At 69.2% G+C, this 15,692-nt stretch carries 13 protein-coding genes; 7 read left to right on the top strand and 6 right to left on the bottom strand.

All coding sequences use genetic code 11. The features are described from left to right. The first annotated feature begins 36 nt into the window (after positions 1-36). On the top strand, positions 37-1,233 hold the full coding sequence (arcA, locus tag ADBZ6K_RS21940) for an arginine deiminase (protein ID WP_526350672.1): 1,197 nt from the start codon (positions 37-39) through the stop codon (positions 1,231-1,233). Positions 1,234-1,251: 18 nt separating this feature from the next. On the opposite strand, the gene ADBZ6K_RS21935 is transcribed toward arcA, so the two are convergent. Then, on the bottom strand, positions 1,252-2,130 hold the full coding sequence (locus ADBZ6K_RS21935; protein WP_526350630.1) for a putative endonuclease domain-containing protein: 879 nt from the start codon (positions 2,128-2,130) through the stop codon (positions 1,252-1,254). Positions 2,131-2,233: 103 nt separating this feature from the next. Further along, positions 2,234-3,784 carry a dolichyl-phosphate-mannose--protein mannosyltransferase gene (locus ADBZ6K_RS21930; protein ID WP_526350628.1) on the bottom strand — a complete coding sequence of 517 codons (1,551 nt, stop codon included), beginning with the start codon at positions 3,782-3,784 and terminating at the stop codon, positions 2,234-2,236. 61 nt (positions 3,785-3,845) lie between these two features. Here ADBZ6K_RS21930 and rsmI point away from each other — a divergent pair, with 61 nt between their 5' ends. Next, positions 3,846-4,682 carry a 16S rRNA (cytidine(1402)-2'-O)-methyltransferase gene (gene rsmI, locus ADBZ6K_RS21925; protein ID WP_526350626.1) on the top strand — a complete coding sequence of 279 codons (837 nt, stop codon included), beginning with the start codon at positions 3,846-3,848 and terminating at the stop codon, positions 4,680-4,682. Here the strand turns inward: rsmI and ADBZ6K_RS21920 are convergent. The 4 genes from ADBZ6K_RS21920 to metG all read right to left on the bottom strand — a co-directional run bounded on the left by ADBZ6K_RS21920 (position 4,638) and on the right by metG (position 9,700). Then, entirely contained in the window at positions 4,638-5,912 is a 1,275-nt protein-coding gene (locus ADBZ6K_RS21920) for an aminodeoxychorismate synthase component I (RefSeq protein WP_526350624.1), read from the bottom strand. The two genes, rsmI and ADBZ6K_RS21920, sit on opposite strands and share 45 nt — an antisense overlap. A 25-nt stretch (positions 5,913-5,937) precedes the next feature. Beyond that, entirely contained in the window at positions 5,938-6,834 is an 897-nt protein-coding gene (locus ADBZ6K_RS21915) for an RNA polymerase sigma-70 factor (RefSeq protein ID WP_526350622.1), read from the bottom strand. After that, entirely contained in the window at positions 6,831-8,012 is a 1,182-nt protein-coding gene (locus tag ADBZ6K_RS21910) for an NAD(P)/FAD-dependent oxidoreductase (RefSeq protein WP_526350620.1), read from the bottom strand. The genes ADBZ6K_RS21915 and ADBZ6K_RS21910 overlap by 4 nt, the downstream gene beginning before the upstream one ends. Positions 8,013-8,137: 125 nt before the next feature. Then, positions 8,138-9,700 carry a methionine--tRNA ligase gene (metG, locus tag ADBZ6K_RS21905; protein ID WP_526350618.1) on the bottom strand — a complete coding sequence of 521 codons (1,563 nt, stop codon included), beginning with the start codon at positions 9,698-9,700 and terminating at the stop codon, positions 8,138-8,140. Between the two features lie 24 nt (positions 9,701-9,724). Here metG and ADBZ6K_RS21900 point away from each other — a divergent pair, with 24 nt between their 5' ends. The 5 genes from ADBZ6K_RS21900 (at position 9,725) to ADBZ6K_RS21880 (ending at position 15,688) form a co-directional block, all read left to right on the top strand. Beyond that, on the top strand, positions 9,725-10,591 hold the full coding sequence (locus ADBZ6K_RS21900) for a TatD family hydrolase (protein ID WP_526350616.1): 867 nt from the start codon (positions 9,725-9,727) through the stop codon (positions 10,589-10,591). Between the two features lie 75 nt (positions 10,592-10,666). Then, the gene (locus tag ADBZ6K_RS21895) at positions 10,667-11,794 is read left to right on the top strand and encodes a transglycosylase family protein (RefSeq protein ID WP_526350614.1); all 1,128 of its coding nucleotides are present in this window, start codon (positions 10,667-10,669) and stop codon (positions 11,792-11,794) included. Then, entirely contained in the window at positions 11,791-12,711 is a 921-nt protein-coding gene (gene rsmA, locus ADBZ6K_RS21890) for a 16S rRNA (adenine(1518)-N(6)/adenine(1519)-N(6))-dimethyltransferase RsmA (protein ID WP_526350612.1), read from the top strand. The genes ADBZ6K_RS21895 and rsmA overlap by 4 nt, the downstream gene beginning before the upstream one ends. A 54-nt stretch (positions 12,712-12,765) precedes the next feature. Continuing rightward, positions 12,766-13,731 carry a 4-(cytidine 5'-diphospho)-2-C-methyl-D-erythritol kinase gene (locus ADBZ6K_RS21885; RefSeq protein WP_526350610.1) on the top strand — a complete coding sequence of 322 codons (966 nt, stop codon included), beginning with the start codon at positions 12,766-12,768 and terminating at the stop codon, positions 13,729-13,731. A gap of 322 nt (positions 13,732-14,053) precedes the next feature. Continuing rightward, complete coding sequence (locus ADBZ6K_RS21880; protein ID WP_526350608.1) at positions 14,054-15,688, top strand: fatty acyl-AMP ligase; 1,635 nt, start codon at positions 14,054-14,056, stop codon at positions 15,686-15,688. Positions 15,689-15,692: the final 4 nt, after the last annotated feature.

Here is a 15,692-nt window from a genome sequence, read left to right as displayed (position 1 = left end):
AGTGGGGGCGCTACCGTGCTACATGTGACGGACACCGTGCTGGGCTCCAACTCAGAGGTCGGCGTGCTGCGGACGGTCATCCTGCATCGCCCCGGCGCCGAACTGCAGCGACTGACACCGCGCAACAACGACGCGCTGTTGTTCGACGGCCTGCCATGGGTAGCCAGGGCGCAGCGGGAGCACGACGCGTTCGCCGAAGTGCTGCGCTCCCGTGGCGTGGAGGTGCTGCTGCTGGCGGATCTCCTTGTCGAGGCTCTTTCGCACAGCGGGGCGGCCAGGATGCACGGCATCGCGGCGGCCGTCGACCCGCGCAGACTGGGACTGCCGCTGGCCCACGAGCTCTCGGCGTACCTGCGCACCATCGAGGCCGAGACGCTGGCGCACATCCTGACGGCGGGTATGACGTTCAACGAGCTGCCGCTCGCCGGGGGCGAGCTGTCGCTGGTGCGGCGCATGCACCACGGCGGGGACTTCGTCATCGAACCCCTGCCCAACCTGATGTTCACCAGGGACTCGTCGTTCTGGATCGGGCCGCGGGTGGCCATCACGTCGCTGGCACTGCCCGCACGGGCACGTGAGACGTCGCTGACCGACGTGATCTACGCGCACCACCCGCGTTTCCTCGGTGTGCGTCGGGCCTACGAATCGCGGTCGGCTCCGGTGGAGGGTGGCGACGTCTTGCTGCTGGCACCGGGGGTCGTCGCCGTCGGGGTGGGGGAGCGCACCACACCGGCGGGAGCGGAGGCGTTGGCGCGCAGCCTGTTCGACGACGACCTCGCCCACACCGTGCTGGCCGTGCCGATCGCCCAGGAGCGCGCCCAGATGCACCTCGACACCGTCTGCACGATGGTCGACGTCGACGCGGTGGTGATGTACCCGAACGTCGTCGGCTCGTTGTCCGCGTTCAGCATTCACCGCACGCCCACCGGCGTCCGCATCGACGACGCGGCGCCGTTCGTGGACGCCGCGGCCGAGGCGATGGGGATCGAGCAGCTCCGTGTCATCGATACCGGGCTGGACCCGGTCACCGCCGAACGCGAGCAATGGGACGACGGCAACAACACGTTGGCCATCGCGCCCGGCGTGGTGGTCGCCTACGAGCGCAACGTGGAGACCAACGCCCGGCTGGCCGACTCCGGCATCGAGGTGCTCGCCATCGAGGCCTCCGAATTGGGCACCGGACGCGGCGGCCCGCGCTGCATGTCCTGCCCCGCCGCCCGCGACCCGCTGTAGTGGGCCGCGAGATAGCGCTCACGGTCGCGGTGGGAGCCGATTCACAGCCATGACTTCTCGCTCGCGTTGAGTCCACGCACGTCGCACCCGGTCGACGATGTCGTACGGGGAATCCTCGGCGATCACCCGCACATGCAGCCAGCCGAGATTCGTCACCATTCTGAGCCGCTTGACGTCCCACGCGTACTGGGCGCGACTGCTGCGATGATGGTCGCCGTCGTACTCGACCGCGATCATGACGTCCGCCCAACCCATGTCGAGGTAGGCGAATGCGCGGCCGTAGCCGTCCACCAGCGGTATCTGGGTCTGTGGCCGCGGGAACCCGGCGTCGACAAGCAGTAGTCGCAGCCAGGTTTCCTTGGGCGACTGCGCGCCGCGGTCCATCAGCAGCGCCGCCACCCGGGATTTGCGCACACCCCGGGCGCCGCAGTAGCGCGCCGCGAGGCCGAGGACGTCGGGTTGGGTGACGGCCGTCGCGGCCGCCAGCGCGTCGAGGTGGATGACGGCCGCCGTGCGCGGAAGGTAGCGGCCGAGGTCAAGCCCGGTGCGGGCAGGTGTTGCTACGGCTACGCCGCCGACGTCGCAGATCTCGTCGGGTCCGATCCGGTCACGACGCGCGGTCATCCCTTTCGGCACGCGGTTGTTGGCGCACAGGACCTCGACCGGTACCGCGTCGTCGATCCATTTCGCGCCGTGCAGGGCCGCCGCGGCCTGCCCGGTGATGACCCCTCGACGTCGCGACCACAGCCATGCGCCGATCGTTCTGGTCCTCAGTGACGGGACGGATCCGTTCGGCACGTACACGTCGGGGTAGATCGAGCGATAGTTCCAGCGGAGTTCGCCCCGGGTGAGGATGCCCGCCGCAACCGCCTCCGAGCCGCGAACGACCTCCCCCATGCGGAAATCATGCGTGAAGTGACCGTCCCGTTCGCGAGTGAGAAGTCAAGGCTGTGGATAACCCGGAATCACGACCAGGAGCGCTATCTCGCGGGAGGCGGGCTCAACGCCAGCTCGGCAGCCAGATCTGCAGATTCCAGGTGGACTGCGATATCGGCAGGCCGGTGAGGACCGGGTACATCCACGCGAAGTTCGTGATGACCAGCGCGAGGTAACAGCACACCAGGATCAGCCCGAGCATTCGGCGCTCGTCGTTCTGATCGGGCCGGTGCAGGATGTCGCCGAGGATCATGGCGATGGCCAGCACCAGGAACGGCGCCATCGTGGTCGCATAGAAGAAGTACATCTGCCGGTCGATGTCGGCGAACCACGGCAGGAAGCCCGCCGAATAGCCGACCAGGATCGCGGCGTAGCGCCAATCTCGCTTGACGAACGCCCGCCACACCGCCCAGCCGAGCACCGGGATCGCGATGAACCACATCGCCGGGGTGCCGACCAGCATCACCGCACGGACACACGACGTCGCCCCGCATCCGGGCACGTCCTGGTTGTCGATCGCGTACAGCACCGGCCGCAGCGACATCGGCCACGTCCACGGCTTCGATTCCCACGGGTGGTGGTTTCCGTCGGCGTTGGTCAACCCGGAGTGGAACCGGTAGGCGGCGTACGTGTAGTGCCACAGCGAACGCAGCGCGTCGGGGATCGGCAGCACACTGTGCTCGCCGATCGACTGTCCGACCTGGTGGCGGTCGACGCCCGTTTCGGAAGCGAACCACGGCGCGTAGGTCGCCAGGTAGACGCCGAACGGGATCAGCCCGAGTGCGTACGCGGTGGGCCCCACATCGCGGCGCAGGGTGCCCAGCCATGGCCGAGGCGCCCGGTACTGACGGCGCGCCGCGACGTCGAACGCCAGCGTCATCGCCCCGAAGAACACCACGAAGTACAGACCGGACCACTTCGTCGCGCAGGCCAGCCCGAGCAGTACCCCCGCCCCGAAGCGCCACCACCGCACGCCGAGCCGGGGACCCCATGCCGTCGCGGCGATCCGGCCCTCGATCAGGGCGGTGTGCATCCGCGCGCGCACCTGATCCCGGTCGACGATCAGGGCGCCGAACGCGGCCACCACGAACAAGGTCAGGAAGCTGTCGAGGAGGGCCGTGCGCGAAGAGACGAAGCTCACCCCGTCGGCGATCAACAACAGGCCGGCCATCCCGCCGACCAGCGTGGAGCGGCTGATCCGCCTGCCGATGCGGCACACCAGCAGCACCAGGATGACGCCGCACACCGCCGAGCTGAACCGCCAGCCCAGCCCGTTGTAGCCGAAGATCGCCTCACCGATCGCGATCAGCTGTTTGCCGACCGGGGGATGCACCACCAGGCCGTAGCCGGGATTGTCCTCGACGCCGTGGTTGTGCAGCAATTGCCAGGCCTGCGGCGCGTAATGCTTCTCGTCGAAGATCGGGGTGCCGCCGTCGGTGGGGGAGCCCAGGTTGAGGAACCGCGTCACCGCGGCCAGTGCCGTGATGACGGCCGTCATCGCCCAGCCCTGGAGGCGGTCGACCGGCCCGAAGTCGGCCACCGGAACCAGCGGACCCGGGCTGATGACGGGGACCGCGCGCCGGGCGCTGGAGGATTCGGTGGCGACGGCGGTCACGGAACCGATCGTAGGCTGTGGTCGTGAAAACTCCCCGGTCGCTTCGCTCCCGCCAGCCGGTATGACACCCGGCAGGCTGCTCGTCGCCGCCACCCCCCTGGGCCAGCCCTCCGATGCCTCACACCGGTTGATCCGTGCGCTGGGCACCGCCGACGTGATCGCGGCGGAGGACACCCGGCGGCTGCGTGCCCTGGCGCAGTCGCTGGAGGTGAAACCGAGCGGCAGGGTGGTCAGCATGTTCGACCAGAACGAGTCGGCGCGGATGTCGGCGCTCGTCGGCGACATCGAATCCGGGGCCACCGTGCTGCTCGTCAGCGACGCAGGCATGCCGCTGATCAACGACCCCGGCTACCGGCTGGTCTCCGCGTGTATCGCCGCGGGATTCCCGGTCCAGTGCCTGCCCGGGCCGTCGGCAGTGACGACCGCGCTCGCGGTCTCCGGGCTGCCGTCGGACCGGTTCTGCTTCGAGGGCTTCGCACCCCGTAGACCCGCGGCGCGCCGGGCCTGGTTCGCGGGACTGGCCACCGAACCGCGCACCTGCGTGTTCTTCGAGTCCCCGCGGCGGCTGCCGGACTGCTTGCGCGACGCGGTGGCCGAGCTCGGCCCGGACCGGCACGCGGCGGTGTGCCGCGAGTTGACCAAGATCCACGAGGAGGTGATGCGCGGCCCACTGGCCGAGCTGGCGGAGTGGGCCGCGCCCGGGGTGCTCGGCGAGATCACCGTCGTGTTGGCGGGCGCGCAGCCGAAGGCCGACGTGGCGAGTCTGGTCGCCGAGGTCGACACGCTCGTCGAGGCGGGCGCCAGGGTCAAGGATGCCTGTGCGCAGGTTGTCGCCGCCCACCCGGGCGCACCGTCACGGCGCGAGCTCTACGACGCCGTCCTGCGCGCACGCCGGTAGCCCGACGATCGGTGCCGCCTTGTGGAGGCATTCGTCCCACTCCCGGTCCGGGTCAGAATCGGCGGTGATGCCGCCGCCCACCCCGAGGACGGCCGAGACGGCCGACCCGGCCGAGCCATGGCCACCGAACTCCACCGTCCGGATCGCCACGTTCAGTTCGCACCCCGCGATGGGCGACGCCAAACCGACCGTGCCGCAGTACACTCCGCGGCGCACCGGTTCCCACTCCCGCAGCAGCTGCCTGGCCCGCAGTTTCGGGGTCCCGGTCACCGACGCAGGCGGGAAGGCGGCGTCGAGCAGCTCCGTCATCGGCAGCTCGACGGGCACCTGCGCCGACACCGTCGACACCAGATGCCACACGCCCGGCGCCGGCCGCACCGTCAGCAGCTCGGGTACGTGCACCGACCCGGTGACCGCGACGCGCCCCAGGTCGTTGCGGACCAGGTCCACGATCATGATGTTCTCGGCGACGTCCTTGACCGACGACCGCAGCTCTGCCGGGTCGGCCGACAGCGGCACGGTGCCCTTGATCGGGCTGGACATCACCGTCGCGCCGCGGCGCGACAGGAACAGCTCCGGCGACAACGACGCCACCGCGCCCCAGCGGCCCGCCAAGAAGGCAGCCTTCGCGGGTGCCAGGCGCCGCACGGCGTCGATGAAGAAGTCGACCGGCGCGCCGTCGAGTTCACCGGTGAACTGGGTGCACACGCACGCCTGGTAGACCTCACCCGCGGCGATCGCGGCGAGGCATTCGTGCACCCCCCACCGGTGTCGGTCTCGGTCGGCCCCACCCCACGCGAGCCGATAGGGTCTGCGCGCCACCGGAGCCCGAACCGCATCCCGCAGCCACCCGGGAAGTGCTGCGGCCGAAAGGCTTTCGTACCACCACACGCCGTCGCGGTCCTGGCGAAGCACGCAGTCCGACCAGCCGCCGGCCGCCTCGGGAATGCGCGGCCCGCGACCGTCGGCGCCCGGGTCCGGGTAGGACAGGTAGCCGAACCAGCCGCCCCCGACCGGGCCGCCGGGGCCGGCGGTCCCGACGCCGGGCGCGACGTCGAAGACGGCCCCGGCGGGCTCGGCCGCGAGGCTCGGCGCGATCACCGCCCGCGATCCGAACCAGTCACCCGTCAGCGCGGCTGGCGGCGCGGTGTCCCGGCGTTCGGCGGCGTCGGCGACGGCACGCAGCACCGTGGAGGTGTCGCCCAGCCTGCCGAGCCGCTCGATGAGCATGCCTTAGCCTGCCAGACGGCTGCCCTCAGCGGCTGACCCGGCGGGGCACCGTGACGGTGGCCAGCTTCTCCGGATTGCGCATGGCGTAGAAGTTGGTGATCTTGCCGTCGACGACCTCGACCGTGACGATGCCCTCCAGGCTGTCGCCGAGGTAGAGGATCAGGGCCGGCGCATTGTTGTAGATGGCCGGTTCGGCGCGTCCGTCCACGCCACCGAGCCGGGTCAGCCCCATGACCAGCCTGGCGACCTTCTCCGCGCCCGCGACCGGCCTGCGTGCCGCGCTGACCTTTCCGCCGCTGTCGGCGGTCCACACCACGTCGGGGGCCAGCATCGACATCAGCGCGTCCAGGTCGCCGGTGGCGGCCGCGGTGAAGAACCGCGTCGTCAGTTCGGCCGACTGCTGTGCGTCGACGGGTTCGAAGCGTTTGCGCCGCGAATGCACGTGCTCACGGGCGCGGTGTGCCATCTGACGCACAGTGCCCGCGGATTTGCCCACCGCAGAAGCGATTTCGTCGTGGCTGAAGCCGAACACCTCGCGCAGCACGAACACCGCACGTTCGTCGGGACTCAGCGTCTCGAGCACCACCATCATGGCCATCGACACCGACTCCGCCAGCACGATGTCGGCCGACGGATCCTGGGTGTCCAGCAGCAGCGGTTCGGGCAGCCACGGTCCGACGTACTCCTCGCGGCGGCGTGCCTGCGACCTCAGCGCGTTGAGCGCCTGGCGGGTGACGAGCTGGGCGAGGTAGGACTTGGTGTCGCGCACCGTCGCCAGGTCCACCTCGGCCCACCGCAAATAGCTCTCTTGCAGTACGTCGTCGGATTCCGTTGCCGCGCCGAGGATCTCGTAGGCGATGGTGAACAGCAGCGGCCGCAGCGCGGTGAATCGTTCGGCGTGCTCGTCGGAGTTGGCCGTCATCTCGTCGGCACGCCCTGGGCGACCCGCTCGTCCAGCACGTCGTCGCGCCAGTCACTCTTGAACCAGAAGTACGAGCCCGGCTTGCGGGCCTCGCGGCTCAGAAAAGACAGGGTGGCCCGGCACACCCGTTCCTTGATGAACCCCGCTGTGTGCCCGCCGATGTAGGCACGGCGCGGTGAGTCGTCGGTGTGCGCCAGCTGGACGGTGCCGCGACGGCGCCCGACGCTGATGCATTGGCCGGTGAAGGCCTGGCTGATCGCCGCGGGTTCGGTGCCGGCGATGCGGGCCAACACGGTGTTGGCGGCCTGCGCGCCGAGCGGCAGTGCGGACTGGCAGCTCATCCGCAGCGGGATGCCCGACGGGGACACGGCGTCACCAGCGCCGATGATGCGCGTGTCGTCGACGCTGGTCAGAGTTTCGTCGGTGAGCAGCCGCCCCAGCGCATCGGTGCTCAGGCCGCTGCTGGCGGCCAGCCCGGGAACGCCGAAGCCGGCGGTCCACACGGTCACCGCGCTGGACAGGCGGGTGCCGTCGGCCAGCCGGACGGCGCACGCCTCGACGGCGGCCACCGCGACGCCCTCGAGGATGTTGACGCCCACTGACGTCAGCTGCTTGGCCAGCGACCGCCGCCCGGAGGCGCCCACCGACGGTGCCAGCCGGTTGGTGACCAGCGTGACGGGGCGGCCCTGCTCGGCCAGTTCGCTGGCCGCCTCGACCCCGGTCAGGCCGCCGCCGATGACGACCACCGGCGCGGACGACGCGGTGTCCGCCAGCCGGGCCCGTAACCGTTGTGCCAGCTCCAGTTCGGCGATGGGATAGGCGAACTCCGCTGCGCCGGGCACGTCTTCCTGGACCGTCCCGGTGCTGCCGACGGCGTAGATCAGATAGTCGTAGTCCAGCGTCGCCCCCGAGGCCAGCCGGACCTGGCGGGCCGCGGCATCGATGCGGTCGGCGCCGTCGACGAGCAGTCGCACACCCTCGCCCAGCAGCGCGCCGTAATCCTCGGTCGCGTCGTCGTTGCCGGCGGCCAGCTGGTGCAGGCGAATCCGCTCCACGAAGTGCGGGCGCGGGTTGACCAGCGTGATGTCGGCGCCGGATGCGGTTTGCAGGTGATTAGCGGCGAGCACGCCGGCATAGCCGCCGCCGAGCACCACGACCCTGGTGTTGTGTTCTCTCATTGTCGGTCTCCTTCAGGTGGTCCCGCTCATCGTGAGCCGGTCTGCCCTCGTGACACCGGGCGGCGCCGGAATGTGACAGCGTCACCCCCGACTATGGCGCACATCACTTCGCCTGGTGGCGCACATCACCCCACCTGGTAGCGGGGGAACACCCCTTCCGGCGGGGGCAGCGCGGTGCCCGGCGCGATCCGCACGCCCGCCGCGGCGAAGGTCCGCTGCTCCTGCGCCTGGCCGAGGAGGTCGAGCAGCTTGCCCGTCGATTCGGGCATCACGGGCTGGGTCAGCAGCGCGGCGATGCGGACCACTTCCAGTGTGGTGTACAGCACCGTCCGGAAGCGCTCGGCGTCGGTCTTGCGCAGCACCCACGGCTCCTCGGCGGAGAAATATCGGTTGGCTGCGCCCAGCACCGACCAGATCGCCTCAAGCGCCAGGTGCATGGTTTGGTCGTCGTAGTGCGACCGCACCGCGGCCAGCAGCCCGTCGGCCTGGGCCAGCAGGGCGGTGTCGTCGACGCTGAAGGGGCCGGGATCGGGGACGGCACCGCCGAGGTTCTTGGCCACCATCGACAGAGACCGCTGCGCCAGGTTGCCGAACTCGTTGGCCAGGTCGGCGTTGATGCGCGCGACGATGCCTTCGGGGCTGTAGCTGCCGTCCTGCCCGAACGGGATCTCCCGCAGCAGGAAGTAGCGCACCTGGTCCACACCGAACTCCTCGACGAGCGCGGTCGGGTCGACGACATTGCCCACCGACTTGCTCATCTTCTCGCCCTTGACGTTGATGAAGCCGTGCGCGAAGACCCGCTTGGGCAGTTCGATGCCCGCTGACATCAGGAACGCCGGCCAGTACACCGTGTGGAACCGGATGATGTCCTTACCGATCATGTGCAGGTCGGCGGGCCAGAACCGGCGGAACGCCGCCGAATCGGTGTCGGGGAAGCCGGCGCCGGTCAGGTAGTTGGTCAGCGCATCGACCCATACGTACATGACGTGGCCGGGGTGCCCGGGCACGGGTATGCCCCAGTCGAATGTCGTCCGGGAGATCGAGAGGTCGCGCAGCCCGCCGGAGACGAAGCTGACGACCTCGTTGCGCCGCACATCCGGTCCGATGAACTCCGGGTGCGCCTCGTAGTGCGCCAGCAGCCGGTCGGCGTAGGCCGACAGCCGGAAGAAATAGGTCTGCTCCTCGGTCCAGGTGACCGGCGTGCCCGTCTCGATCGCGAAGCGGTTGCCGTCCTCGCGCAGCTCGATTTCGTCCTCGGTGAAGAAGCGTTCGTCGCGGATGGAGTACCAGCCCTGGTAGGCGCCGAGGTAGATGTCGCCGGCTGCCTCCATCCGGCGCCAGATCTCCTTGGACGCCTCGTAGTGATCTGCGTCGCTGGTCCGGATGAACCGGTCGAACGAGATGTCAACGTGTTCCTGCATCGCCTGGAAGACGTCGGAGTTGCGCCGGGCCAGCTCCTCGGTCGGGATGCCCTGGGCCGCCGCAGTCTCGGCCATCTTCAGACCGTGCACGTCGGTGCCGGTCAAGAAGCGCACGTCGAACCCGTCGAGCTTCTTGAAGCGGGCGATGGCGTCGGTGGCGATCTTCTCGTAGGCGTGCCCGATGTGGGGCGCCGCGTTGGGGTAGTCGATCGCCGTCGTGACGTAGTACGGGCTCCCGGAGCCGCTGTCGGGAATGTCGGTGCTCATTTGTCCTCACCTTATGGTGTTGCGGTGAGTTCCCAGGAGACCCCGTCCGCGGGTCGTCGACCCGCGCCGCCGGCGCCCGGACCCCTGTCACCGCTGATCGACGCGCATACCCACCTCGACGCCTGCGGTGCCGTCGACGCAGGCGATGTCCGCGCGATGGCCGACCGGGCGGCCGCGGTGGGGGTGCGGGCGCTGGTCACCGTCGCCGACGACCTGGCGTCCGCGCGATGGGTCACCCAGGCGGCCGGCTGGGACCCGCGCGTCTACGCCGCAGTGGCTTTGCACCCGACGCGGGCCAATGTGCTGGACGACGCGGCGCGCGCCGAATTGGAGCGGCTTGCGCAGCACCCCAGAGTCGTCGCCATCGGCGAAACGGGCATGGACCTGTACTGGCCCGGCCGGCTGGCCGGTTGCGCCGAACCGCGGGAGCAGCGCGAGGCCTTCGCCTGGCACATCGACCTGGCAAAACGGGCCGGCAAACCGCTGATGATCCACAACCGGGACGCCGACGGCGCCGTCCTCGACGTGCTGCGCGCGGAGGGCGCACCCGAGACCGTGATCTTTCACTGCTTTTCCTCCGACGCGCAGATGGCTCACACCTGTGTCGACGCCGGCTGGTTGCTGAGCCTGTCGGGAACCGTCACATTCCGCAATGCGCGTGCACTGCGCGCCGCGGCGGCGCTGATCCCCTCTGACCAGCTGCTTGTCGAGACGGACGCACCCTTCCTCACCCCGCACCCCTATCGCGGTGCACCGAACGAGCCCTACTGCCTCCCTTACACTGTCCGGGCACTCGCAGAACTCCTCGGCCGACCGCCGGAGGAGCTCGCTCAGCAAACTGCGACGACGGCGTCGCGTACCTATCGACTCGATGAGAGTTGCCGAGCGTAGACCTTTTCGTTACCGTCTTGTGATCGACTGCGGCCCGTTCCGCCTCCAAGACCGATAGTCGGGATAGACCACATTGTGAATACATTGAACAGACTGCACGAGACGCGCTCACCGGCCCTGCGGCTTCTGGTGGCCGCGCTGCTGCTCACGCTCGCGTTTGCCGGCGGCTTCGCCGTCGCCTCCCACAAGACCGTGACGCTGACGGTCGACGGATCACCGATGACGGTGACCACGATGAAATCCCGGGTCATCGACATCGTCGAGGAGAACGGATACGAGGTCGGCGACCGCGACGACCTCTACCCGGCGGCCGACCAGACGGTGGGACCCGACGGGACCATCGTGCTGCGCCGCAGCCGCCCGCTCCAGATCTCGCTGGACGGTCAGGGCAGTCAGGAGATCTGGACCACAGCGTCGACTGTCGACGAAGCGCTCACGCAGTTGCAGATGACCGACAAGGCGCCCCTGGCCGCGTCACGCGGCAGCCGCGTTCCGCTCGAGGGCATGGCCCTGCCCGTCGTGAGCCCCAGGACGGTCCAGCTCGACGATGGCGGCGTGATACGCACTGTGCGCATGGCCGCGCCCAACGTGGCGGGTCTCCTTGCTGCCGCAGGGATACCGCTGGAGCAGAGCGACAAGGTGACGCCCGCGCCGTCGAGCCCCATCGTGGACGGTATGCAGATCCAGGTGACCCGGATCCGGATCGAGAAGGTGACCGAACGAATTCCGCTGGAGCCGGGCAGCACTCGCATCGAGGACGTCACGCTGAACATGAGTCGGCAAATCGTTGAGGATCCCGGAAGTGCGGGTTCTCAGGATGTGACCTTCGCCATCTCGAGGGTCAACGGTGTGGAGACCGGCAGGTTGCCAGTAGCCAATGTCGTTGTACTTCCGGCCCGAAACGGGGTGCTGCGGGTAGGTGCGAAACCCGGTACCGAAGTGCCGCCGGTGACCAACGGACCCGTCTGGGATGCGCTTGCGCAGTGCGAAGCCGGAGGTAACTGGGCCATCAACACGGGCAACGGTTTTTTCGGCGGCGTGCAATTTGATCAGAACACCTGGGAGCGAAACGGTGGTGTGAGGTATGCTGCCAGAGCGGATCTGGCAACGAAAGAAGAACAGATCGCGATTGCTGAAGTTACTCGGGCACGACAGGGCTGGGGTGCATGGCCAACGTGTAGCGGAAGAGTGGGGGTACGTTGACTATCCGACTACTCGGACGTACCGAGATTCGGCGGCTCGCCAAGGACATCGACTTCCGCCCGCGGAAGTCATTCGGCCAGAACTTCGTCCACGACGCCAACACCGTGCGACGCATCGTCTCGGCCTCCGGCATTCACCGCCATGATCACGTGCTGGAAGTCGGCCCCGGTCTGGGATCGCTGACGCTGGCACTGCTCGACCGCGGCGCCCACGTCACGGCCGTCGAGATCGATCCCGTGCTGGCCCGGCAGCTGCCGATCACCATCGCGGAGCACTCCCACAGCGAGATCAACCGGCTGACGGTGTACAACCGCGACATACTCGACATTCTGCCCGCCGACCTGCAGGACGAGCCGACAGCGCTGGTCGCCAACCTGCCCTACAACGTCGCGGTGCCCGCGCTGCTGCACCTGCTCGCCGAGTTCCCGTCCATCCGGACGGTCATGGTGATGGTGCAGGCCGAAGTAGCAGAGCGGCTCGCTGCCGAGCCCGGCGGTAAGGACTACGGCGTGCCGAGCGCCAAGGTCCGGTTTTACGGCAAGGTGCGCCGCTACGGCATGGTGTCCCCGACGGTCTTCTGGCCGATCCCGCGGGTCTATTCCGGGCTGGTGCGCATCGACCGGTACGAGGCCTCGCCGTGGCCTACCGACGCCGCGTTCCGCCGGCAGGTGTTCGATCTCATCGACATCGGCTTCCTGCAGCGGCGTAAGACGTCGCGCAATGCGTTCGCGGAGTGGGCGGGCTCGGGCAACGAGTCGGCCAGCAGGCTGCTGGCCGCGAGCATCGACCCCGCGCGCCGCGGTGAGACGTTGAGCATCGCCGACTTCGTGCGCCTGCTCGAACGCTCCGGGCAGTGGCAGCCCGACCTCGCCGGGCAGTGGCAGCCCGAGCACACCGAGCAGCAGCTCGACGCCTGACCCCGATATCCAGAGCAGGGCGCGCGCCGGGGATGCCGGGGATAAGGTCGTTCAGTGTCCGGCTCCGACGGCAATATCGCCCCCGAATGGGTGCCCACCGGGTCGGTGACCGTCCGGGTGCCCGGCAAGGTCAATCTGTACCTGGGTGTCGGCGACCTCCGGGATGACGGCTACCACGACCTCACCACGGTGTTCCACGCGGTTTCCCTGCTCGACGAGGTGACGGTCCGTGACGCCGACGTGCTCTCGCTGGAGATGTCGGGCGAGGGCGTCGAGGATCTGCCCACCGACGAGCGCAACCTGGCGTGGCGGGCGGCGGAGCTGATGGCCGCCCACGTCGGCCGGGTGCCCGACGTCGCGATCAGCATCGAGAAGGCGATCCCGGTGGCGGGCGGGATGGCCGGCGGCAGCGCCGATGCGGCGGCGGTGCTGGTGGCCATCAACATGCTGTGGGAGCTCGGGGTGCCACGGCGTGATCTGCACGCGCTGGCGGCCCACCTCGGCAGCGACGTACCGTTCGCCCTGCACGGCGGCACCGCACTCGGGACGGGCCGTGGCGAGGAGCTGGCGACGGTGCTGGCCCGCAACACCTTCCACTGGGTGCTGGCCTTCGCCGACGGGGGATTGTCGACGCCCGCCGTGTTCGCCGAGATCGACCGGCTGCGGGCGGAGGGACGCAACCCGCCCGCGCGGCTGGGGGATCCCGAACCCGTCCTGGCCGCGCTGGCCTCCGGGGATCCCGCCGAACTCGCGCCGCTTCTGGGTAACGACCTGCAGGCCGCCGCGCTGAGCCTGGACCCGGGGCTGCGCCGCACACTGCGGGCCGGCGTCGACGCGGGCGCGCTGGCCGGGATCGTGTCGGGATCGGGACCGACCTGCGCGTTCCTGTGCGCTTCGGCGCCCGCGGCGATCGACGTCGGCGCGCGGTTGGCAGGCGTGGGGGTGTGCCGAACGGTCCGGGTGGCCAGCGGGCCCGTCCAGGGAGCGCGGGTCGTCCCCGCCCCGTCGCGGCTGATGTAACCGCCCACCGAATCCTCGTCCCGGGTGTGACTCCGACCTCAATTATCGCCAGAGTTTGGCAGCTACTTAAGAGTCTCTTAAGATGATCGTCGGTGAAGACTCGAGCGTCGGATGCGATGACTCCGCCCACCCACTGCGTTGGGTGGAGCGGTCGTGCAGTCCCGCGCCAGTCTCCCGCATCATCACCGGCATCAACACCGGCGTCAACACCGTTTCGAGATGTAACCGCTCCCCAATTGTGTGCGCGTGCCTACCCGAACGAGTCCGTGATCAGGCGGAACATGTATGACCGGGCACCGGCGCCGGCTCAGAGGAGGTTGTCGTGAGCAGATTCACCGAGAAGATGTACCGCAACGCCCGCACCGTCACCTCCGGCATGGTCACCGGCGAGCCCCACGAACCGGTCCGGCACACCTGGGGTGAGGTGCACGAACGGGCCCGGCGCGTCGCGGGCGGGCTGGCGGCCGTGGGCGTCGGCCACGGCGACGCCATTGGCGTGCTTGCGGGCTTCCCGGTGGAGATCGCACCCACCGCCCAGGGCGTATGGATGCGCGGTGCCAGCCTGACGATGCTGCACCAGCCGACACTGCGTACCGACCTGGTGCTGTGGGCCGAGGACACCATGACCGTCATCGGCATGATCGAGGCCAGGGTCGTGGTGGTGTCCGACCCGTTCATGGCCGCGGTTCCGGTGCTTGAGGAGAAGGGCATCACGGTGGTCACGGTGGCCGACCTGCTGGCCGCCGAACCGATCGATCCCATCGAGGTCGGCGAGGACGATCTTGCGCTCATGCAATTGACGAGCGGCTCGACTGGATCTCCTAAGGCAGTCCAGATCACCCATCGCAACATCTACTCCAATGCGGAGGCAATGTTCATCGGGGCCGAATACGACGTCGAGAAGGACGTCATGGTCAGCTGGCTGCCCTGCTTCCATGACATGGGCATGGTCGGGTTCCTGACGGTGCCGATGTACTTCGGCGCCGAGCTGGTCAAGGTCACGCCGATGGACTTCCTGCGTGACACGCTCCTGTGGGCCAAGCTGATCGACAAGTACAAGGGCACGATGACCGCGGCGCCGAACTTCGCCTACGCGCTGTTCGCCAAGCGGCTGCGCAAGCAGGCGCAGCCCGGTCAGTTCGACCTTTCGACGCTGCGGTTCGCCTTGTCGGGCGCCGAACCCGTCGAGCCGGCCGACGTCGAGGACCTGATCGACGCGGGTAAGCCGTTCGGTCTGAAGCCCGAGGCCATCCTGCCCGCGTACGGCATGGCAGAGACCACGCTGGCGGTGTCGTTCTCCGAGTGCGGTGCCGGGCTGGTGGTCGACGAGATCGACGCCGACCTGCTCGCCGCCCTGCGCCAGGCGGTGCCCGGCACCAAGGGCAACACCCGGCGGCTGGCGTCGCTCGGCCCGCTGCTGGAGGGTCTGGAAGCCAGGATTATCGACGAGCACGGCGATGTGATGCCGCCGCGCGGCGTCGGGGTGATCGAGCTGCGCGGTGAGCCGCTGACCCCGGGCTACATCACGATGGGCGGGTTCGTGCCCGCGCAGGATGAGCACGGTTGGTACGACACCGGCGACCTCGGCTATGTGATGGAGAACGGCCACGTCGTGGTCTGCGGCCGCGTCAAGGACGTGATCATCATGGCCGGCCGCAACATTTATCCGACCGACATCGAGCGGGCTGCGGGCCGCGTCGAGGGCGTGCGCCCCGGCTGTGCGGTCGCGGTGCGCCTGGACGCCGGGCACTCCCGCGAGTCGTTCGCGGTCGCGGTGGAATCCAACGGCTGGCAGGATCCGGTCGAGGTGCGCCGCATCGAGCATCAGGTCGCCCACGAAGTGGTCTCCGAGGTGGACGTCCGTCCCCGCAACGTGGTTGTGCTCGGGCCGGGGACCATCCCGAAGACCCCGTCGGGCAAGCTGCGCCGCGCCAACTCGGTCGCCCTGGTCACCTAGCCCG

Source organism: Mycobacterium sp., from assembly GCF_044223235.1.
In the GTDB taxonomy this organism is placed as follows: domain Bacteria; phylum Actinomycetota; class Actinomycetes; order Mycobacteriales; family Mycobacteriaceae; genus Mycobacterium.
The sequence above is the reverse complement of the archived record's forward strand: the minus strand, read 5'-3'. Positions and strand labels throughout refer to the sequence as shown.

Bases quoted from the DNA above. Each gene is read 5' to 3' on its own strand.
- ADBZ6K_RS21935 (WP_526350630.1), bottom strand. From the start codon at position 2,130: ATGGGGGAGGTCGTTCGCGGCTCGGAGGCGGTTGCGGCGGGCATCCTC.
- rsmI (WP_526350626.1), top strand. From the start codon at position 3,846: ATGACACCCGGCAGGCTGCTCGTCGCCGCCACCCCCCTGGGCCAGCCC.
- ADBZ6K_RS21920 (WP_526350624.1), bottom strand. From the start codon at position 5,912: ATGCTCATCGAGCGGCTCGGCAGGCTGGGCGACACCTCCACGGTGCTG.
- ADBZ6K_RS21915 (WP_526350622.1), bottom strand. From the start codon at position 6,834: ATGACGGCCAACTCCGACGAGCACGCCGAACGATTCACCGCGCTGCGG.
- ADBZ6K_RS21910 (WP_526350620.1), bottom strand. From the start codon at position 8,012: ATGAGAGAACACAACACCAGGGTCGTGGTGCTCGGCGGCGGCTATGCC.
- metG (WP_526350618.1), bottom strand. From the start codon at position 9,700: ATGAGCACCGACATTCCCGACAGCGGCTCCGGGAGCCCGTACTACGTC.